The organism is Sphingomonas sp. PvP018 (assembly GCF_017876865.1).
Classification (GTDB): Bacteria; Pseudomonadota; Alphaproteobacteria; order Sphingomonadales; family Sphingomonadaceae; genus Sphingomonas; species Sphingomonas aerolata.
In genome coordinates, this window is sequence record NZ_JAGIOU010000001.1 from 1690319 (window position 1) to 1710575 (window position 20257).

Annotated in this window: 17 protein-coding genes; 10 read left to right on the plus strand and 7 right to left on the minus strand. The window is 68.4% G+C overall.

What is annotated here, in order from left to right; all coding sequences use genetic code 11:
• Nucleotides 1-109 precede the first annotated feature (109 nt).
• On the minus strand, nucleotides 110-985 hold the full coding sequence (phhA, locus tag J3A66_RS07345; protein ID WP_037530019.1) for a phenylalanine 4-monooxygenase: 876 nt from the start codon (nucleotides 983-985) through the stop codon (nucleotides 110-112).
• A gap of 22 nt (nucleotides 986-1007) precedes the next feature.
• Between phhA and J3A66_RS07350 the strand changes: the two genes are divergently transcribed.
• Nucleotides 1008-1673 (plus strand): TIGR02117 family protein, encoded by a 666-nt coding sequence (locus J3A66_RS07350; protein WP_209568005.1) that lies wholly within the window; start codon nucleotides 1008-1010, stop codon nucleotides 1671-1673.
• A gap of 147 nt (nucleotides 1674-1820) precedes the next feature.
• On the opposite strand, the gene J3A66_RS07355 is transcribed toward J3A66_RS07350, so the two are convergent.
• Nucleotides 1821-2099 (minus strand): hypothetical protein, encoded by a 279-nt coding sequence (locus tag J3A66_RS07355; protein WP_031396071.1) that lies wholly within the window; start codon nucleotides 2097-2099, stop codon nucleotides 1821-1823.
• Nucleotides 2100-3104, minus strand: coding sequence for a glycerophosphodiester phosphodiesterase (locus J3A66_RS07360; protein ID WP_209568007.1), 1005 nt, complete (start codon nucleotides 3102-3104; stop codon nucleotides 2100-2102). It abuts the gene before it with no gap.
• Nucleotides 3105-3233: 129 nt separating this feature from the next.
• On the opposite strand from J3A66_RS07360, the gene J3A66_RS07365 reads away from it, so the two are divergent.
• From J3A66_RS07365 to J3A66_RS07390, 6 genes are all read left to right on the plus strand, one after another.
• A complete protein-coding gene (locus tag J3A66_RS07365; protein WP_081874216.1) occupies nucleotides 3234-3797 on the plus strand; it encodes a 2Fe-2S iron-sulfur cluster-binding protein in 564 nt (187 codons plus the stop codon).
• Nucleotides 3794-4774 carry a xanthine dehydrogenase family protein subunit M gene (locus J3A66_RS07370; RefSeq protein WP_037530016.1) on the plus strand — a complete coding sequence of 327 codons (981 nt, stop codon included), beginning with the start codon at nucleotides 3794-3796 and terminating at the stop codon, nucleotides 4772-4774. The genes J3A66_RS07365 and J3A66_RS07370 overlap by 4 nt, the downstream gene beginning before the upstream one ends.
• A 2-nt stretch (nucleotides 4775-4776) precedes the next feature.
• Nucleotides 4777-7008, plus strand: coding sequence for a xanthine dehydrogenase family protein molybdopterin-binding subunit (locus J3A66_RS07375; protein WP_209568009.1), 2232 nt, complete (start codon nucleotides 4777-4779; stop codon nucleotides 7006-7008).
• Nucleotides 7009-7335: 327 nt separating this feature from the next.
• Nucleotides 7336-9540: a xanthine dehydrogenase family protein molybdopterin-binding subunit gene (locus J3A66_RS07380; RefSeq protein ID WP_209568011.1), complete on the plus strand. Its 2205-nt coding sequence runs from the start codon at nucleotides 7336-7338 to the stop codon at nucleotides 9538-9540.
• A 46-nt stretch (nucleotides 9541-9586) separates the two neighbouring features.
• Nucleotides 9587-10510 carry an XdhC family protein gene (locus J3A66_RS07385; protein ID WP_209568013.1) on the plus strand — a complete coding sequence of 308 codons (924 nt, stop codon included), beginning with the start codon at nucleotides 9587-9589 and terminating at the stop codon, nucleotides 10508-10510.
• Nucleotides 10497-11114, plus strand: coding sequence for a nucleotidyltransferase family protein (locus J3A66_RS07390; RefSeq protein ID WP_056405176.1), 618 nt, complete (start codon nucleotides 10497-10499; stop codon nucleotides 11112-11114). The genes J3A66_RS07385 and J3A66_RS07390 overlap by 14 nt, the downstream gene beginning before the upstream one ends.
• Here J3A66_RS07390 and J3A66_RS07395 read toward each other — a convergent pair.
• The 4 genes from J3A66_RS07395 to J3A66_RS07410 form a co-directional block, all read right to left on the minus strand.
• Nucleotides 11089-12297, minus strand: a complete 1209-nt coding sequence (locus tag J3A66_RS07395) for an ABC transporter permease (protein WP_031440131.1) — start codon at nucleotides 12295-12297, stop codon at nucleotides 11089-11091. The genes J3A66_RS07390 and J3A66_RS07395 overlap by 26 nt on opposite strands.
• Before the next feature lie 196 nt (nucleotides 12298-12493).
• Entirely contained in the window at nucleotides 12494-13150 is a 657-nt protein-coding gene (locus tag J3A66_RS07400) for an ABC transporter ATP-binding protein (protein ID WP_081874217.1), read from the minus strand.
• 55 nt (nucleotides 13151-13205) lie between these two features.
• The gene (locus tag J3A66_RS07405) at nucleotides 13206-14588 is read right to left on the minus strand and encodes an efflux RND transporter periplasmic adaptor subunit (RefSeq protein ID WP_209568016.1); all 1383 of its coding nucleotides are present in this window, start codon (nucleotides 14586-14588) and stop codon (nucleotides 13206-13208) included.
• Nucleotides 14588-16021, minus strand: coding sequence for an efflux transporter outer membrane subunit (locus tag J3A66_RS07410; protein WP_245336726.1), 1434 nt, complete (start codon nucleotides 16019-16021; stop codon nucleotides 14588-14590). The genes J3A66_RS07405 and J3A66_RS07410 overlap by 1 nt, the downstream gene beginning before the upstream one ends.
• A 242-nt stretch (nucleotides 16022-16263) precedes the next feature.
• On the opposite strand from J3A66_RS07410, the gene otsB reads away from it, so the two are divergent.
• From otsB to J3A66_RS07425, 3 genes are read left to right on the plus strand one after another with little or no spacing between them, the layout of a single operon-like run.
• On the plus strand, nucleotides 16264-17022 hold the full coding sequence (gene otsB, locus J3A66_RS07415) for a trehalose-phosphatase (protein WP_056405169.1): 759 nt from the start codon (nucleotides 16264-16266) through the stop codon (nucleotides 17020-17022).
• Nucleotides 17022-18845: a glycoside hydrolase family 15 protein gene (locus tag J3A66_RS07420; protein ID WP_245336727.1), complete on the plus strand. Its 1824-nt coding sequence runs from the start codon at nucleotides 17022-17024 to the stop codon at nucleotides 18843-18845. The genes otsB and J3A66_RS07420 overlap by 1 nt, the downstream gene beginning before the upstream one ends.
• On the plus strand, nucleotides 18842-20230 hold the full coding sequence (locus J3A66_RS07425; protein WP_031394052.1) for a trehalose-6-phosphate synthase: 1389 nt from the start codon (nucleotides 18842-18844) through the stop codon (nucleotides 20228-20230). Before J3A66_RS07420 ends, J3A66_RS07425 begins: the two co-directional genes overlap by 4 nt.
• Nucleotides 20231-20257: the final 27 nt, after the last annotated feature.

Here is a 20257-nt window from a genome sequence, read left to right on the forward strand (position 1 = left end):
TCACACCCGACACCACCCCGGCGGAGGCCGGGGCCCAGTTGGGATGGCGGTTCGGTTCCATCTCCGGGGTTCGCCTAACTGGGCCCCGGCCTTCGCCGGGGTGGTGGCTTTATGCGGCGCCTGTGGCCTTGGCGTTCGCATAGGCCTGCGTGCCTTGTGTCAGCACGACGTCGCCGGGTTCGATCCGGGCGACCGGGATGTCGGGCTGGGCCTTCAGCTCCTCGTACAGCGGTGCGAAATCGGTCTCGACCGTCAGGCGCAGCAGTTCGTCGAAGCTCGGGATGACGAAATAGTTCTGCTGGAAATCGTCGATCCGGTATTCGGTGCGCATGACCCGCGCGAGGTCGAGCGCGATGCGGTTGGGGCTGGGGTCGTCGAGTGCGAAGCGGGTTTCGGCGAAGCTCGAGACGATGCCCGAGCCGTAGATGCGCAGCCCCTCGGGCTCGGCGATCAGGCCGAATTCGACCGTGTACCAGTAGAGCCGGCCGAGATATTTGAGCGCGTCGAGCCCGAGCGCGCGCTGGCCGCCGCGGCCATAAGCCGCCAAATAATCCGCGAAGACCGGGTCGGCGAGCATGGGCACGTGCCCGAACACGTCGTGGAAGACGTCGGGTTCCTGGAGATAGTCGAGCTGGTCGGGACGGCGGATGAAATTGCCCGCGACGAAGCGGCGATTGGCCATGTGATCGAAGAAGACGTCGTCGGGGACGAGGCCGGGCACCGCGACGACCGACCAGCCGGTGAGCTTCATCAGCCGTTCGGACAGTTCCTCGAAATCGGGAATGCCGGGCTTCGAGAGTTTCAGCACGTCGAGCCCGCGCAGCCACGCGTTCGACGCGCGGCCGGGGAGCAGTTTCGACTGGCGCGCGAACAGCGTGTCCCAGGTCGCATGATCCTCGGCGGTATAGCTCGACCAGTTTTGCGGGATCGTCCAGTCGGGTGCCCCTTCGGGCGGCGTGCTGAGCACGTGCGTTTCTTCTAGCATGGCCATCGTCTAGCATGACCGAATGACAACGGAAACGCGCTGGATTCATTGGTCGTTAAGGATCCTTGCAGTCGTTCTCGCACTGGCTGCGGGCTATGCGGTGGCGGGGCTGGTCGGCGGGGCAATCCCGACCAACCGCGACTGGCGCCCTCCCCCGCGCGGCATCCGCATCTTCGTCGAGAGCAACGGGGTGCATACCGGGATCATCGTCCCGAAGGTCGCGGCCGGGGTGGACTGGCGCGGGTTTGCCCGGCCCGGCGACCTGCGCGACCCGCGTTATGCCGCGTCCGATCACCTTGCGATCGGCTGGGGGGAGAAGGCGTTCTTCCTTGAGACGCCGACCTGGGCGGACGTGAAGCTGCGGACCGTGCTGGCGTCGGCGATCGGCAGCGACGCGGTGCTGCTGCATGTCGAGCATCTCGCCGCGCCGGTGCCGGGTGGCGATGTGCGCGCGGTGATGCTGAGCGAACGCGAGTATCGGCGGCTGGCGGGGTATATCGCGGCGACGGTCCGGCCGGGGGGGCGGGCCTATCCGGGCTATGCCGGTTATGACGCGTTCTACGACGCGCGGGGGCATTATAGCGGGGTGGCGACGTGCAATGCGTGGACGGGGGATGCGCTGCGGTTCGCAGGCGTGCGGGTCGGGTGGTGGACGCCGTTTCCGGCTACGGTGATGTGGTGGTTTTGAGCTGAGATTGCAGCGATTTTCTGCTTACCCACCCCGGCGGAGGCCGGGGCCAGTTGGGGGACGGCGGTAACTGCGCGCTGCCCCTTGCCAGCAGCGGCCCCCAACTGGGCCCCGGCCTTCGCCGGGGTGGTATTTTTTTTGGGGCTATCACTCCCCCGCGCGATACCCCTGATATTGCCCACATTCGCCGCGCCGGGGGTCCTTCCTGCAGCGTTTGGCGAGTTCTTTCCGCTGCTTGCCCTCCTCGGCCTCCTGCTTGCGCATCTTGCGGCCGTAATTGCGGTCCGATTCCTCCTGGCTGGTGGTGGTCCAGTCGACCGCCTTGCCCGCGACCTGGAACGGCGCCTTCACGATCGACGTCGCGGTGCTGATGCAGCCCGCGGTCATCAGGGGCAGGATCGCCAGAACGGGAAGAACCTTACGCATCTACTTCACTCCCGCGCGCAGCCGATCGCGCGCCTGCGCCCCGTATAGCGGAAAATCGGTGAAGAATCCGTCGATACCTTGCGCGAGCCCGGCGTCGATCTCCGCGGCGATGTCGCCCTGCGCGGCGGGATCGGTGCCGCGGCGGAAGCGGTTGGGGACGAACATGTTCTCCGCGCGGTAGGTCCAGGGATGGACGCGCAGCCCCGCTTCATGCGCGTCGGCGACCAGCGGCGACGGCGTCGTGCCCGCCCACAGCATGCCCTTGTTCGGGCCGATGCCGTACGCATAGCCCGCCACCGCCTTCAGGCCCGCGGGCGTGATCATCGCGGCATAGCTCGGCTGGGCACCGTCGGCGGGGCCGCCCTCACCGTCGATCAGCTGGATCAGCCGCACCCGCGTCACCGCGTGGAGGCGCTGGAGGTTCTTCACCTCGAACGACTGGATGAAGACCGGTGCCGTCGCCGAATCCCAGCCCGCCGCCTTGAGCTGCGCGACCAGCAGCAGGTCGGTCGGATGGCCGATGCCGGCGAAATAGGTCGGGTGCTTTGTCTCGGGATAGATGCCGATCGTGCGGCCCGTCTCGGCGGAGCGCCGCTTGGCGAGCGCGATGATCTCGGCGAGCGTCGGGATCTCGAACCGGCCGTCATAGGCGGTGTTGGCGGGGCGGAGTTTCGGCAGCCGCTCCTTCGCGCGCAGCGTCTTCAGTTCGGCGAGCGTGAAATCCTCGACGAACCAGCCGGTGAGGTTGTGCCCGTCGATCGTCTTCGTCGTGCGGCGGCTGGCGAATTCGGGATGGTCGGCGACGTCGGTCGTGTCGGCGATCGCGTTTTCGTGCCGCGCGACGAGCACGTCGTCTTTCGTCGGGACGAGGTCGGGCTCGATGAAGTCCGCGCCCTGATCGATCGCGAGGTCGTAGGCGGCGAGCGTATGTTCGGGCCGGAGCCCGCTCGCACCGCGGTGCGCGATCACGATCGGGGGTGTCGAGGGAGGATTTTTCGGTGTCATCGCAACAGATTGCCCGCCGGCGACGCCAAGTACCAGCGCGGCGATTCGTGAGAGCCAATCGCAATAGGAAACCATTCGACGCATCGGCGTTCAGTCCTCATATTTCCCGGATCCAGAAGGGGCGACCCCATGCATTTCACGATCAATGGTCAATCATATGACGCCGAGCCCGATATCCGCACCTCGGTGCTCGACCTGTGCCGCGAGCATCTCGGCCTCACCGGCTCGAAAAAGGGCTGCGACCACGGCCAGTGCGGGGCGTGCACCGTCCTGATCAACGGCCGCCGCGTCAATTCCTGCCTGACGCTCGCGGTCATGCACCAGGATGACGAGATCACGACGATCGAGGGTCTGGGCCAGCCGGGCAACCTCCACGCGCTGCAGGATGCGTTCGTGCGGCATGACGGCTATCAGTGCGGCTATTGCACGCCTGGCCAGATCTGCTCGGCGGTCGGCATGCTCGACGAGGTCAAGAAGGGCTGGGCCAGCCACGCATCGGGCGACCTGACCGATCCCAAGTTCGACGATGCCGAGATTTCGGAGCGGATGAGCGGCAATCTGTGCCGTTGTGCCGCCTATCCGAACATCGTCGATGCGATCCGCGAAGTCGGCGACACCGCGCCCAAGGGCCGGTCCGCGGACGAAAAGGATGCGGCGATGGACGCCGATGCGCGCGGGGAGATGGTGGCATGAAGACCTTCACCTATGAGAAACCCGCGACCCCCGAGGCCGCGGTCCGGGATGCCGGGACGACCGGCGCGCGGTTCATCGCGGGCGGGACCAACCTGCTCGACCTGATGAAGCTGCAGGTCGAGACCCCCGACACGCTCGTCGACATCAGCCGCCTCGATCTCGCGAAGATCGAGGAGCGCGAGGATGGCGGGCTGACGATCGGTGCGCTGGTGCCGAACAGCGACCTTGCCGCCGACCGCCGCGTCGTCGCGAAGTACGAGGTGCTGAGCCGCGCATTGCTCGCCGGCGCATCGGGCCAGCTGCGCAACAAGGCGTCGACCGGGGGCAACATGCTCCAGCGGACGCGCTGCTATTATTTCTACGACACCGCGGCCGCGTGCAACAAGCGCGAGCCCGGCAGCGGTTGTTCGGCGATCGGCGGCTTCAACCGCATCCTCGCGGTGCTCGGCACGAGCGAGCAGTGCATCGCGACGCATCCGAGCGACATGGCGGTCGCGATGCGCGCGCTCGACGCGACGATCGTGACCTTGAAGGCGGACGGCGATCGTCGGCGCATCTCGGTACACGAGTTCTACCGCCTGCCGGGATCGACGCCCGAGATCGAGACCGTGCTCGAGACGGGTGAGCTGATCACGCATATCGAGCTGCCCGCGCCGCCCAAGGGCAAGCAGGCCTATCGCAAGGTGCGCGATCGTGCGTCCTATGCCTTCGCGCTCGTCTCGGTCGCGGCCGTGGTCGACGTGCAGGACGGCGTGATCGCGTCCGCCTCGCTCGCGTTCGGCGGGCTAGGGCCGATGCCGTGGCGCAACCCGGCGGTCGAGGCCGCGCTGGTCGGCAAGGCGCCGTCGGACGAGGCTTTCGAGGCCGCGGCGACCGCGCTCCTCGCCGATGCCAAGGGCTATGGCTCGAACGACTTCAAAATCCCCCTCGCGCGTCGCACGCTTATCGCGACGCTGCGCACCGTAACGGGAGCATAAACATGTTCGGTTTTGGAACCACCAACAGCCTGACGATGGACAAGCCGCATCCGGACAGTCTTCTGGACAGCGGCGTTCAGGGCGTCATCGGCAAGCCGCTCGACCGCATCGACGGTCCGCTGAAGGTCAGCGGCACCGCGACCTATGCGGCGGAATATCAGTTCGACGACATGGCGTACGGCGTGCTCGTCGGCACGAAGATCTCCGCGGGCAAGGTCGTGTCGATCGACGTCGACGCGGTGAAGAGCATCCCCGGCGTGCTCGACGTCGTCACCGACTTCGACCAGTTCATCCGCGTGTCCGCACAGGGCGGCGCGACCGATGCACCCACGCAGGGCGTCAAGGACATCGCGTTCTTCGGCCAGATCGTCGCGATCGTGCTCGCCGAGAGCTTCGAGGTCGCGCGCGATGCGGCGGCCCGCCTGCCGATCGTCTATGACGAGGCGGAGGGCCAGTATGACTTCGCCGCGCACCGCGACGAGACGCGGACGCCCCCCGACGATGCCGCGCCTGCGCATTTCAAGCAGGGCGATGTCGACACGGCGATGGCCGATGCGGCGGTGACGGTCGATTCGACCTATGTCACGCCGAGCCAGAACTCGGCGGCGATGGAGCCGCACGCCTCGACCGCGGTGTGGGAAGAGGACGGCTCGCTGACGCTGTACGGTGCCTATCAGATGCCGACCTCGGACGCGCAGCAGCTGGCCAAGTCGCTCGGCCTGTCGGAGAAGAAGGTCCGGATCGTCGCGCGCTATATCGGCGGCGGGTTCGGGTCGAAGCTCGGCATCGCGCCCGAGAGCGTCGCGGCGGCGATCGCCGCCAAGCAGCTCGGCCGTCCGGTCAAGGCGGTCATGTCGCGCCCGCAGGTGTTCGAGGCGACCGTGCGTCGCTCGAACACCGAGCAGCGCGTCCGGCTCGCGGCAAACGCCGAGGGCAAGCTGACCGCGATCGGGCACGAGACGCTCGCGTCGAACCAGTCGACCGAGGATTATTTCGAGCCCGCCGGTATCGGCACGCACCTGCTCTATGGCGGCGAGAACCGGCTGATCACGCATGAGCTGGTCGACGTGAACCTCGTCCTGTCGGGATCGATGCGCGCGCCGGGCGAAGCGGTCGGGATGCTGGCGCTCGAGGGTGCGATGGACGAGCTGGCTGAAAAGCTCGACATGGATCCGATCGAGCTGCGCAAGCGCAACGATCCGCGGATCGATCCGGAGAAGGACGTCCCCTATTCGTCGCGCAACCTGACGCGCGCGCTCGACGAGGGTGCGGCCCGCTTCGGCTGGGACAAGCGCCAGAAGGCCGGCACGCGCCGCGAGGGCGAATGGCTGATCGGCATGGGCGTGGCCTCGGCGGTTCGCGGCAACATGATGATGGAATCGTCCGCCAAGGTCGAGATCCATCCCGACGGCACCGCGACCGTATCGTCGGCGATGACCGATATCGGCACGGGCAGCTACACGATCCTCGCGCAGATCGCGTCGGAGATCCTGGGCATCCCGGTCGAGAACATCACCATGTCGCTGGGCGACACCAATGATCCCCCCGCGGCGGGTTCGGGCGGGTCCTGGGGTGCGGCCTCGTCGGGGACCGCGGTCTATCTCGCCTGCGAGATGCTGCGCGGCAAGATCGCCAAGGCGATGGGCGTCGACGAGGACGGCCTGACGCTGAAGGACGGCAAGGCGATCGGCGACAACCGCTCGACCCCGATCGGCGAGCTGGTCGGCAAGGGCCTCGAGGCGACCGGGCATATCAAGCCGGGCAAGCAGGAGAAGGAGACGTCGCAGGCAGGCTTTGGCGCGCACTTCGCCGAGGTCGCGGTCAACGTCATCACCGGCGAGACGCGCGTGCGGCGGATGCTCGGGTCGTTCGCGGCAGGGCGTGTGCTCAACGCGAAGACCGCGCGGTCGCAGTGCCTGGGCGGCATGACCTTCGGCATCGGCACCGCGCTGACCGAGGACCTGATCCACGACACGCGCACCGGCAAGCTGGTGAACCACGATCTCGGCGAATATCACGTGCCGGCCAATGCGGACGTGCCGCAGATGGACGTCCATTTCGTCGACGAGCGCGACATCCATGCGAACCCGATCCACGCCAAGGGGATCGGCGAGCTCGGGATTTCGGGCGCGGGCGCCGCGGTTGCGAACGCTGTGTATAATGCGACGGGGATCCGGGTGCGCGAGTTCCCGATTACGTTGGACAAGCTGTTGGATCAGCTGCCGGCGGTTTGATCGGTTCCCCCGCGGAGGCGGGGGCCGAGGGGTCACGGGCGGTGTCGCTTGTGACCCTGGATCCCCGCCTCCGCGGGGAAACAGGTGGAGGTGGGCGCCACCCTCCTTACTACCACCCCGGCGAAGGCCGGGGCCCAGTTGGGGGACTTTCCTGGCAGCGGATCGTCCTTCGTCACGACGACCTTCCCAACTGGGCCCCGGCCTTCGCCGGGGTGGTGGTGGGGGTGGCTGCGGCCTGCGCTGGGGCGGCGTTGAGACCACGCCGCCACCCTCGTCAAATACCCCGGCCCCTCCTATCTCAGACCCTCCACACCCGAGGACGAGCCTATGACCGACCACGTAATGGACGCCGCTTTCCGCCCGGCCGGGCTCGACCGGGCGACGCAGGGGGTTCTCGGGCGCGGGATCGATCGGGTCGAGGGGCCGGCGAAGGTCACCGGCGTCGCCGATTATGCCTATGAGGGCACGCCCGAGCGGGTCGCCTATGCCGCGATCGTCGGTACGCCGGTCGGCAGCGGCCGGATCCTCAGCATCGACGCGCGTGCGGCCGAGGCGATGCCCGGCGTGATCGCGGTGCTCCACGGCGATCCGCGCATGCCCGCGGGCGAATCCAATTCGAGCGCGCTGCCGCTGCTCGATACCGACGTCATCCTCCATCTCGGCCAGCCCGTCGCGATCGTCGTCGCCGAGGACCAGGCGATCGCGCGCGATGCCGCGGCCTTGGTCCGTGTCGAGACCGAAGCGGGCGAGGACCGGTTCGACGTCGAGGCGCAGCCGGTCGATACCGATCCCGCGATCGGCTTCGTGCCGCCGGTCGACATGGGCGACCTCGATGCGGCGATGCGCGACGCACCCGTGACGCTCGATGCGACCTATACGACACCGGTGCATTTCCCCGCCGCGCTCGAGCCGCATGCGACCACCGCCTGGTGGGACGACGACCGGCTGACGGTGCGCTCGAGCAACCAGGTGATCGGCGCCGCGCGCAAGACGATCGCCAAGGTGCTCAAGATCGATGCCGACAAGGTCCGCGTGCTCGCGCCCTATGTCGGTGGCGGCTTTGGCGGCAAGACCGGCGTAGGCCCCGAGGCGATCCTCGCCGCGATCGCCGCGGAGGCGGTCGGCCGCCCGGTCAAGATCGCGCTGCCGCGGCGCCAGACCGCCTATGTCGTCCACCACCGCTCGCACACGACGCAGCGCATCCGCATCGCCGCGGACGAACGCGGCGTGATCCAGGGCATGGGGCATGAGAGCGTCGCCGCGCAGAATGACGACGCGCCGTTCCTCGAACCCGTGCCGTTCGGGACGATCCCGCTCTATCGCGGCGAATCGCGGCGGTTCAGGACCGACCTCGTCCGCGTCGACCTGCCCGCGAGCGGCGCGGTACGCGCGCCGGGCGAGGCGGTCGGCACGTTCGGCGTCGAATGCGCGATGGACGAGCTCGCGGTCCAGCTCGGGATCGACCCGATCGAGCTGCGCCGCCGCAACGAGCCCGACTGCGATCCGGGCAGCGGCAAGCCCTTCTCCACGCGGCGCATGCTCGACTGCTACTCGCAAGGGGCGGAGCGGTTCGGCTGGCCCGCAGCCGTTCCCGCGCCCGCATCGGTGCGCGAGGGCGAATGGCTGATCGGGATCGGCATGGCGGCCAGCCTGCGCGGCAATTTCACGGTCCAGGCGCAGGCGCGCGTGCGGCTCGAGGCGGACGGCCGCGCCGCGGTCGAGTGCGACATGACCGATATCGGCACCGGTACCTACACGATCCTGGCACAGGCCGCGGGCGAGATGCTCGGGCTGCCGGTCGCGGATGTCGACGTCCGGCTGGGCGATACCGACTTCCCGCCGACCGCGGGGTCGGGCGGATCGTTCGGTGCAGGGAGCGCGGTGTCCGCGGTGGTGCTGGCGTGCGAGGACATCCTGGCCGAGCTCGCGCTGCGGATGAACGCGGCGCCCGAGGAACTGAGCCTCAAGGACGGTTGCGTCAGCGCGGGCGGGCGGCAGGTCAAGCTTGCCGACCTGCTGCGCGGGGCGCCGATCGTCGCGACCGGCAAGACCGGCCCCGGCAAGGAAAGCAAGCGCACCAGCCAGGCGAGCCACGGCGCGCATTTCGTCGAGGTCGCGGTCAACGCGGTCAGCGGCGAGGTGCGCGTGCGGCGGATGCTCGGCGTGTTCGACGTCGGCCGCGTGCTCAACCGCAAGACCGCGACCAGCCAGATCATCGGCGGCATGGCCTGGGGCATCGCCTATGCGCTGACCGAGGAGGGCGTCGTCGACACGCGCACCGGCGCGTTCGTGAACCCCGATTTCGGCGAATATCACGTCGCGGTGAACGCCGACATTCCGCAGCTCGAGGCCTATTTCATCGAGGAGATCGACGATTCGGCGAACCCTGCGGGCGCCAAGGGGGTCGGCGAGCTCGGGATTTCGGGTGCGGGCGCGGCGGTTGCCAACGCGATCTACAATGCGACCGGTGTGCGGGTGCGCGATTTCCCGGTGACGCTCGACAAGCTGCTCGAGGGCTTGCCCGCGGTATAAAGTCTGTTCCCACGCCGATGCGGAGGAACGAGAAGAGAGAGAAGACATGGCCGAAAACGATAGCGTGATTGCCGCGGCGAAGACCTGGAAGGGCGAGAGGATGGCGATCGCCACGGTCGTCTCGACCTGGGGCTCCGCGCCGCGCCCCAAGGGGAGCCACATGCTGGTCCATGAGGACGGCCGGTTCGAGGGCTCCGTCTCGGGCGGCTGCGTCGAGAGCGATATCCTCGCCACCGCCGCCGACGTGATCGCCGGCGCGCCGTTCCAGGTGCGGAACTACGGCGTCGCGGATGCGGCCGCGTGGGAAGTCGGGCTGCCCTGCGGCGGCGAGATCGCGGTGATGGTCCAGCCGGTGTCCGCCGAGGGCTTCGACCCCGAATTGTTCGACCGGATCGCCGACGCGCGCGACCAGGGCGATGCGCTGACGGTGACCACCGACCTCGCCACCGGGCACAGCGATGCGCGACCGGCGGAGACGGGCGAGGTGTTCGTCAACCGCTATGATCCGCCGCGCCGCCTGCTGATCGTCGGCGCGGTGCAGATCGCGCAGGCGCTGGCCGGCCTCGCGCGCGAGTTGGGGATCGCGACGGTCGTGATCGATCCGCGCGCGCGCTTCCTGACCGACGAGCGCTTCCCCGGCGTCACGCTTGACGATCGCTGGCCCGACGAGGCGATCGCCGCGCTGCGCCCCGGTCCGTCGACCGCGGTCGTGACGCTGAGCCACGACATCAAGATCGACGACCCCGCGCTGATCGCTGCCCTTGCGACCGATGCTGCCTATGTCGGTGCGCTCGGCAGCCGCAAGAGCCATGCGGCGCGGCGCGAACGGCTCGCCGCGGCGGGGGTCAGCCCTGAGAATATCGAACGGATCGACGCACCCGTCGGGATCGACATCGGCGCGATCGGGCCGTCCGAGATTGCGCTGTCGGTCGCCGCCGCCATGATCGGAGCGTTCCATGATCGCCGCTGAAGACGTCGTCCTCATCCTGCTCGCCGCGGGCCGATCGCAGCGGTTCGGCATACCGAACAAGCTCGAGGTGCCGTTCCTCAACAAGCCGGTCGGGCTGCACGTCGTCACCGCGTTCGAAGCGATCCCGTTCCGCGACCGGCTGGTCGTCACCGATGGCTGCACGCTCGATTTCGCGAGCCATGGCTATGCGGTGGTGCATAACGACGATCCCGCGGCGGGGATGGCGCAGTCGGTCAAGCTGGGCGTGCAGCGCGCCAAGGACGACGGCGCGCAGGCGGTGCTGATCGCGCTGGCCGACATGCCGCGCGTGACCGCGGCGCATGTCTACCGGATGCTCGACGCCGCCGACAGCGCGGACGCGGTGGTCGCTTCGAGCGATGGGGTGAAGCCGTCGCCCCCTGCCCTGTTCGCCCGCGACCGGTTCGACTTCCTGCTGTCGCTCGACGGCGATGCGGGCGCGCGCGACCTGGTGCGCGCGGGGCGGCACGTGGTGACCGCGCCGGCCGAGCTGATCGACATCGACACGCCCGAGGATCTGGAGCGACTGCAGGCGCTGGTCCATGACCCGCGCGCGGCGATCACTCGTGCCTTAACGCGTCGATAGGGTTCATCGCGGCGGCGCGGCGTGCGGGAAAATAGCCGAAGACGACGCCGATCACCGCGGAGATGCCGAACGCGAACAGGTTGATCTCGGGCACGAACAGCCACTGGACCTTGATCAGCGGCGCGATGATCGCGATCGCCAGCTGCGCGATCACCAGCCCGATCAGCCCGCCCAGGCACGACAGCACGATCGCCTCGACGAGGAACTGCAACAGCACCTCGCGCGCGACCGCGCCGATCGCGAGCCGGATGCCGATCTCGCGCGTGCGTTCGGTCACCGACACCAGCATGATGTTCATGATCCCGATCCCGCCGACGACCAGGCTGATCCCCGCGACCGCCGCGACGATGCCGGTCAGCAACGTCGTCGTGCCGGTCAGCGTGTCGGAAATCTGCTTGGTGTCGAAGATGTTGAAGTCATCCTCCTTGCCCGCGGTGATCGTCCGGCGTTCGCGCAACAGATCGGTGATCGACGCCTGCACGGTCGCGGTCGAGAATTTCTGGTCGACGCCCACCAGCATCAGCCGGATGTCGCGATTGCCCGTGAAGCGGCGCTGCACCGCCTTGATCGGCATGATGACCACATCGTCCTGATCGCCGCCGAACCCCGCCTGCCCGCGCGTCGACAGCACGCCGATCACGTCGCAGCTGATCGCGCCGATCCGCATGCGAAGGCCGACCGCGTCGCCGCCGCGGAACAGGTTGGTGCGCACGGTATTGCCGATGATGCACACCGCCTTGCCCGAGGCTTCCTCGACCGGCGTGAAGATCCGCCCGGTCGCGAGCGGCCAGGGCTGGACCTGGAAATAGGCGCTGGTGGTGCCGTTGATCGTCGTCGACCAGTTCGCGCCTTCATAGATCGCGGTGGCGGTCGCCTGCGCCTGGGGTGCGACCGCGGTGACGCCGGCGATCTGGTTGGCGACCGCGGTGACGTCCTCGGGCTTGAAGTCGGGCGGCCGCGGTCCGCCGCCGCCACGACCGAAGCCCTGACCCGGCCGGATCTGCAGGATATTGGTGCCTAGCGCGGAAATCGACTGCTGTACCGCCGCGGTCGTCGCCTTGCCGAGCGTGACCATCGTCACGACCGCCCCGACGCCGATGACGATGCCGAGAATGGTCAGGAACGACCGCAGGATGTGGCGGCGGATCGAGCGCAGCGCGAGCGAGAGGGTGGTGCCGAACATTACCGGATCATCCCGCCTGCGGGGTTCTGTCGAACCTGGCTCAAAGACCGACAAAAGAGACCCGTCATCCCCGCGCAGGCGGGGATCCAGATGCTCGAGGGCTGGCGGGCTTGCCGCGACGGTTGCCGGTCTGGATTCCCGCCTGCGCGGGAATGACGGTGTCGGGTCGGGACGTGAGTGGATGGTGTCCGGGCCATCACGACTCGACCCTTTCGCCTTGCTCGTGGCGGCTTTCGATGCGTTCCACCAAGCCGTCCTTGAAGTGCACCACGGTACGCGCGAAGGCGGCCATGTCGGGTTCGTGGGTGACCATCAGGACGGTGATGTTCTGCTCCGCGTTGAGCCGGGTCAGCAGCTGCATGATCTCGACCGAGCGTTCGCTGTCGAGGTTGCCGGTCGGCTCGTCGGCGAGCAGCACGTCGGGGTTCGTCACCAGCGCGCGCGCGATCGCGACGCGCTGTTGCTGGCCGCCGGACAGCTCGGCGGGGGTGTGGTCCCACCAGTCCGCCAGCCCGACCGTGTCGAGGCTCGCCATCGCCGCCGCGCGCCGCGCGCGCTTCTCGTCGCCGCGGTACAGGAGCGGCAGCTCGACATTCTCGAGCGCGGAGGTGCGCGAGAGGAGGTTGAAGCCCTGGAACACGAAGCCGAGATATTTGCGGCGGAGCAGCGCGCGCTGGTCGCGGTCGAGCGTCTCGACATGATGCCCGCGGAAAAGGAAGGTGCCGGCACTCGGCACGTCGAGACAGCCGAGGATGTTCATCGTCGTCGACTTGCCCGACCCCGACGGCCCCATCACCGCGACGAAATCGCCGCCGGCAATGTCGAGGTCGACGCCTTTCAGCGCCTGGAACATCGTCGCGCCCGCGCCGTACGTCTTGGTGACGCCGCGCAGCGAGATCAGGGGCGGATTACTGGCCACCGCCCCCGCCCTTGCTCGCGCCGCCGCCGCGCCGACCGCCGCCGCGCTTGGTCTCGTCCGACCCGCTCGCAAGCTGGCCGGTGATGACCTGCGCACCGGGCTGGAGATTGCCCGACAGGACCTCGGTCATCGTCCCATTGGTGTCGCCGGTGGTGATCTGTACCGGCTGCGGCGTGCCGTCGGCGCCCTTCACATAGATGGTCTGCTGCGCGCCGCGGCCGAGCGTCGCGGTGCGTTCGGCCCCGCCGCCGCGCCGCGGGCGGAAGGTCAGCGAGCCGGCGATCCCGCCGCCGGCATCGCCCGACGCGGCGGTCGGCTTGAAGCGCAATGCGGCGTTGGGGACGAGCAGCACGCGCTGCTTGTCCGAGGTGACGATATCGGCGGTCGCGGTCATCCCCGGGCGCAGCGTGAGCGACGGATTGGCCACGGTCAGGTCGGCGGCGTAGGACACGACCTGGCCGGTGGTGGTCGTCGTGCTGGTGCTCGAACTCGACGACGTCGCCGAGCTGACCGTCAGGTTCGAGCCGAGATCGACACGCGTGATCGTCGCGGGGAAGGTCTTGCCGGGAAAGGCGTCGACGGTGAAGTTGGCGCGCTGGCCGATCTTGACCTCGCCGACGTCGGCCTCGTCGATCGCGACCTCGAGCTTCATCTTGGTCAGGTCCTCGGCGATCACGAACAGCGTCGGCGTGTTGAACGACGACGCGACGGTCTGGCCGGGATCGATCTGCCGCGCGAGCACGACGCCGGTCACCGGCGAGCGGATGATCGCACGCGCGCGCTGCGTCTGGCTCTGCGCGAGTGCGGCGCGGCTGGCGACGACATTGGCCTCGGCGACCTTCTGCGCGGCGAGCGCACGCTGATAATCGGCGCGGCCGGCCTGAAGCTCGGTCTTGGACGGCACGCGCCCGCCCGACAGCCGCGCGACTTCCTCGAGCCGGTTGAGCTGTGCGCGCGATTCGGCGACGGTCGCCTGCGCCTGGTTCACCTGCGCCTGGTTGGCGGCGAGCTGTGCATTGCCCTGGCGGATCTGGTCGTCGAGCTGTTCGGGATCGATCAGCGCGAGCGGCTGGCCCGCGACGACACGGTCGTTGACGTCGGCGACTACCTTGGTGACCAGCCCCGACAGCTGCGACCCGACCGTCACCTGGTTGGTCGGCGCGAGCTTGCCCGTCGCGGACACCGTCACCGTCAGGTTGCCGCGCTCGGCCGCCTGGGTCGAATATTGCGTCTGCTCCTTCGCGCCGAAGCACTTGGCGAGCAGCAGGCAGAGCAGCACGACGCCGACCGCGATCGCGACCCATTTGATGTAGCGTTTCCAGGGGGCCTGCGGCCTCACGCCCAGAAAGTCGTCGATCGATGCGTCGGCCATCAGCGTGCCTCTGGATTGGAGATGGGCGCTTGCGGGATCACGGTCGCGTCCCAGCCGCCGCCAAGCGCGGCATAGAGCGCGACCAGCGCGGTCGCGGCGTCGGCGCGCGCCTGGGTCGCGCCGTTGCGCGCGGACAGCAGCGCGACCTCCTGCTGGTTGAGCGTGGTGAAGTCGGTCAGCCCGGTGCGATACTGGCTGCGGCTGAGGATCGCGGAGTTGTTCGCGGCATCGAGCGCGATCGCGAACTGCCGCTCGCGCTCCTGCGCGGTCTGGAGTGCGACGACCGCATTCTCGACATCCTCGAGCGCGGTCAGCACGGTCGACTTGTAGAAGGCCAGCGCGCCGTCGGCGGCGGCCTCGCTGGTCCGCACCTGGCTGCGCAGGCGCCCGCCGTTGAAGATCGCCTGGGTCAGCCCCGCGAACAGCCCGCCGGTGATCGCATCGCCGATATTGCCGATCGAGGTCGCGTTGGTGTTGATGTTGCCGGTGATCGCGAGCGCGGGATAGAGCTGGGCCTTGGCCACGCCGATCCGCGCGGTGGCGGCGGCGAGCGCGCGTTCCGCCGAGCGGATGTCGGGACGCTGGCGCAGCGTGTCACCGGGAATGCCGACGCCGACCGCTTTCGGCCCGACCGGGATCGGCTTGACCGGCGCGAGCAGCGGCCGGAGCGCGCCCGGCGCCTGCCCGGTCAGCACGCCGATCCGCGCGACCGCGGCGGCATATTGCTGATCGAGGCTCGGGATCGTGGCCGCGGTCTGTGCCCGCTGCGCGCGCGCCTGTTCCTGGTCGAGGCTGGAGACGAGCCCCGCCTGGACGCGGAACCCGGCGATCTCGAGATTGTCGTCCTGGATCGTCAGCGACGCGCGCGCGTTGGCGAGCTGCTGCTGATACAGCCGGGCGAGCACGTAATTGCGCGCGACCTCGCTCTCGATCGAGATCAGCACGGTCGCATAGTCGTAGCCAGAGGCTGCGTACTCCGCGCGGCTCGCCTCGATCGTGCGGCGGATCTCGCCGAACACGCCGACCTGGTAGCTGGCGCTTGCCCCCAGCGTGAAGCTGTTGGTGCCGCCGCCGCCGGTATCGACGACGGTGCCGTCGGGCAGCGTGAACGACCGCCCGCCGCCGCGCAGATTCTCGTTGCGCTGATAACCGCCCGAGCCGCTGAGCGTGGGGAGCAGCGAGGCGCGGTTCTGGACCAGGCTCTCGCGCGCCTGGCGGAGGCGGGCGACGCTCTGCGCGATGTCGAGATTGGTCCCCGCCGCCTGTTCGACAAGCTGGCCGAGCACGGGGTCGTCGAACCGCTGCCACCAGCGGGTCAGGTCCTCGGGGCTGGTCGCGGGGGTGACGGAATAGGCGTCTGGCACCCCCAGCTCGGCCGCCGCCTTCGGACGATAGTCCGGCCCGACCGAGCAGCCGGCGAGCAGGACGGGCATGAGGAGGAAAGCTCGGACGCGGGACATGGGCGGCAGGCATGACGCAATGCCCCTTCCCTCGTCCAGTGGTTTCGTGTCGCAACCTGTCGCAACCGGGGCGAGCTGTGGGTGGGGGTTGGGTTGGTGACGGCCCCGAAGCATCGCCCCGATGCCCAACCCCTGCTATGACGGCAATCGAACCGCACCCGTTCCAATTTTGCACTGCAGCGGAACGGAGCGTCACAGCCGGGGGTTAGACGACCATGCTTGCCGAACGCCAGCCTGCGACTGAAGTCCTCGCACCCCCGCCGCACGTCCGCGACGACGCCAGCCTGTTCTTCGATTTTGACGGCACCCTGGTCGATCTGGCCCCGACCCCCGATGCGGTGGTCGTCGATGCCGGCCTGCTCGACCAGCTTGACCGGCTCGCCGTGCGCTTTCCGGCGCGCGTCGCGATCATCAGCGGGCGGTCGATCGCGCAGCTCGACGCGATGCTCGGCCAGCATGCGCGCCGGTTCGCGGTCGCGGGCAGTCACGGTGCGGAACGGCGCACGCCAGAGGACGGCCATGTCGCCGCCGAACGCCCCGCCTCGCTCGAGACCGCCGCGGAGGCGCTGCGCGCTTATGCCGAGGCGAACGCGCTGGTCTATGAGGCAAAATCGCTCGGCGCCGGGCTGCATTACCGGATGGCGCCGGCGTTCGAGGCGGATGCGGTCAGCCTCGCCGAGGATCTTGCCCGCACGCACGGCCTGACGCTCCAGCGCGGCAAGATGATGGTCGAGCTGCGCACCCCCGGTGACAAGGGCGCGGCGCTGCGCGACCTGATCGCCGCACCGGCGCTGGTCGGCAGCCGCCCCTTCTTCTTCGGCGACGACGTCACCGACGAGGATGGTTTCGTCGCCGCACACGCGCTGGGCGGCGCCGGGATCCTGATCGGCCCCGAACGCCCTACCGCCGCCACCTACCGCCTCGACGATGTCGCGGCCCTTCGCGGCTGGATTGCCGCCATATTGGAATCATGATGACCGCTACCCCGCTCGCCGCCCGCCCGTTCGACAGCAACCCGACGCCGGACATGAACCTGTGGCCGATCGGCAATTGCCAGGTCTCCGCGCTGATCGACAGGACCGGCACGTTCGTCTGGGGCTGCGTGCCCCGCGTCGACGGCGACCCTGCCTTCTGCGCGCTGCTCGGTGGCGACGCACCCGAGACGGGGCTGTGGGCGATCGAGCTCGAGGGCAGCGCGAAGACGACGCAGGCCTATATCCGCAACACCCCGATCCTGGTCACCCGGCACGAGGACGAGGCGGGCAACGCGGTCGAGGTCACCGATTTCTGCCCGCGCTTCGTGCGCGAGGGGCGGACCTATCGCCCGACCAGTTTCGTGCGGATCGTCAAGCCGGTCGCAGGCAGCCCGCGGATCCGCATCCGCCTGCGCGTCGCGACCAACTGGGGCCAGCCGACCACGCATACGCAGGGGTCGAACCATATCCGCTTCCTGATGGACGACCAGACGCTGCGGCTGACCACCGATGCGCCGGTCGGGCATATCGTCGGCGAGCGCTGGTTCCGGCTCGAACGGCCGATGCACCTGTTCCTGGGGCCCGACGAGAGCTTTGCCGGCGTGCTGCACGAGGCGGCCGAGGCGATGCTGACGCGTACCAAAGACGAATGGCGCCACTGGGTGCGCGGCCTGGCGACCCCGGTCGAATGGCAGGACGTCGTCATCCGCGCGGCGATCACGCTGAAGCTGTGCCAGCACGAGGAGACCGGCGCGATCGTCGCCGCGCTCACCACCTCGATCCCCGAACATGCGGGGTCGGAGCGCAACTGGGATTACCGATACTGCTGGATCCGCGACGCCTATTACACGGTGCAGGCGCTCAACCGGCTCGGCGCGCTCGACGTGCTCGAGGGGTATCTCGAATATCTGCGCAACATCGTCGATGCGTCGAAGGGCGGGCATGTCCAGCCGCTCTACGGCGTCGGCGGCGAGGCGACCCTGGTCGAACGCGTCGCGCCTGCGCTGCCGGGCTATCGCGGCATGGGCCCGGTCCGCGTCGGCAACCAGGCCTATGAGCAGATCCAGCACGATGCGTACGGCCAGATCATTCTGTCCGACGTCCAGGCGTTCTTCGACCAGCGGCTGTTCCGCATGTCGAGCCACGAGGATTTCAAGAGCCTCGAACTCGTCGGCGATCGCGCCTGGGAAACCTATGACAAGCCCGATGCGGGGCTGTGGGAGCTGCGCACCAAGGCGCATGTCCACACCTATTCCGCGGCAATGTGCTGGGCGGCGTGCGACCGGCTCGCCAATGCGGCGGGCGTGCTCGGGCTCGAGGATCGCCGGACCTTCTGGAACGCGCGCGCGGACACGATCCGCAAGACGATCGAGACCTCGGCCTGGCGCGAGGAGACTCAGCGCATCTCCGCGACGTTCGGTGGCGACGATCTCGATGCGAGCCTGATCCAGCTGCTCGACCTGCGTTTCTTCGCGCCCGACGATCCACGCTTCCAGTCGACGCTGAAAGCGGTCGAAGAGGGCCTGCGGCGCGGCAGCCACATGCTGCGCTATGCGACCGAGGATGATTTCGGCCTGCCGCATACCGCGTTCAACGTCTGCACCTTCTGGCTGATCGAGGCGCTGCACGCGACCGGCCGCACCGCGGATGCGTGCGCGCTGTTCGCCGAGATGGTCGCGCGGCGCACGCCCGCGGGGCTGCTGTCCGAGGATATCGACCCCAATACCGGCGAACTGTGGGGCAATTATCCGCAAACCTATTCGCTGGTGGGGCTGATCAACTGCGCCGTCCTCCTCAGCAAACCCTGGAGCGCCGTACGATGAGTCGCCTGGTCGTCATTTCGAATCGCGTGCAATCGGTCGACGCGCCGTCGGGCAACCAGGGCGGCCTCGCGGTCGCGCTGCTCGCCGCCCTGCGGGAAAAGGGCGGGGTCTGGTTCGGCTGGTCGGGCGCGACCACCGAGACCTTTACCGGGCATATCAACTTCCAGCAGGGCAAGGGCGTCACCACCGCGACGATCGACCTGGAGGAACAGGATTTCGACGAATATTATAACGGCTATGCGAACCGGACCTTGTGGCCGCTGTTCCATTACCGGATCGACCTGACCGAGTTCGAACGCGATTTCTCCAGCGGCTATGCGCGGGTGAACAAGCGCTTTGCCGAGACGGTGCTGCCGCTGATCGAGCCCGACGATCTCGTCTGGGTGCACGACTATCATCACGTGCCGCTGGGGCGCGAGCTGCGCAAGCTGGGGGTCGAGAACAAGATCGGTTTCTTCCTGCATATCCCCTGGCCGCCGATGGCGATGCTGCTGTCGCTGCCGAGCCACCGCGCGCTTGTCGAATCGATGTTCGCCTACGACGTGGTCGGGTTCCAGACGCAGGACTGGCTCGACAGCTTCCTGCATTACGTCACCAGCCAGCTTGACGGCGTGGTCGGCGAGGATGGCTGGGTGACGGTCGGCGACCGGACGATCAAGGCGATCACCACGCCGATCGGGATCGAGACCGCGGATTTCGAGAAGTCCGCGAGCAGCGACACCGCGCGTCACGCCAAGGAGCGGATGTACATGTCGGCGACCGGGCGCAGCCTGATCGTCGGGGTCGACCGGCTCGATTATTCGAAGGGGCTGGCCGAGCGCTTCTCGGGCTATGAGCGGTTCCTCGCGTCGCATCCCGATCACCGCGGGCTGGTCTACATGCTGCAGATCGCGCCGCCCTCGCGCGAGAAGGTCGACACCTATCAGGAGATCCGCGCGAACCTCGATTCGATGTCGGGGCGGATCAACGGCGAGTTCTCGGACATCGACTGGACGCCGATCCGCTACGTCAACCAGGGTTTTCCGCGCGACGTGCTGGCGGGAATCTACCGCGCGGCGCGGGTCGGGCTGGTGACGCCGCTTCGCGACGGGATGAACCTGGTCGCGAAGGAATATGTCGCGGCGCAGGATCCCGAGGATCCCGGCGTGCTGATCCTGTCGCAATTCGCGGGCGCGGCGGCGCAGCTGTCGGATGCGGTGCTGGTCAATCCGTACAGCCCGGAGGAAATGTCCGACGCGATCGCACGCGCGCTGAAGATGCCGCTCGCGGAGCGCAAGGCGCGCTGGGAGAAGCTGATCGACAACGTCCGCAAGGAGGACGTGATGTGGTGGTGCGAACTGTTCATCACGGCGCTTGAAGATGCGCCGGAGCATGTCGAGGCGTAACTAGCTTCGTCATCCCCGCGCAGGCGG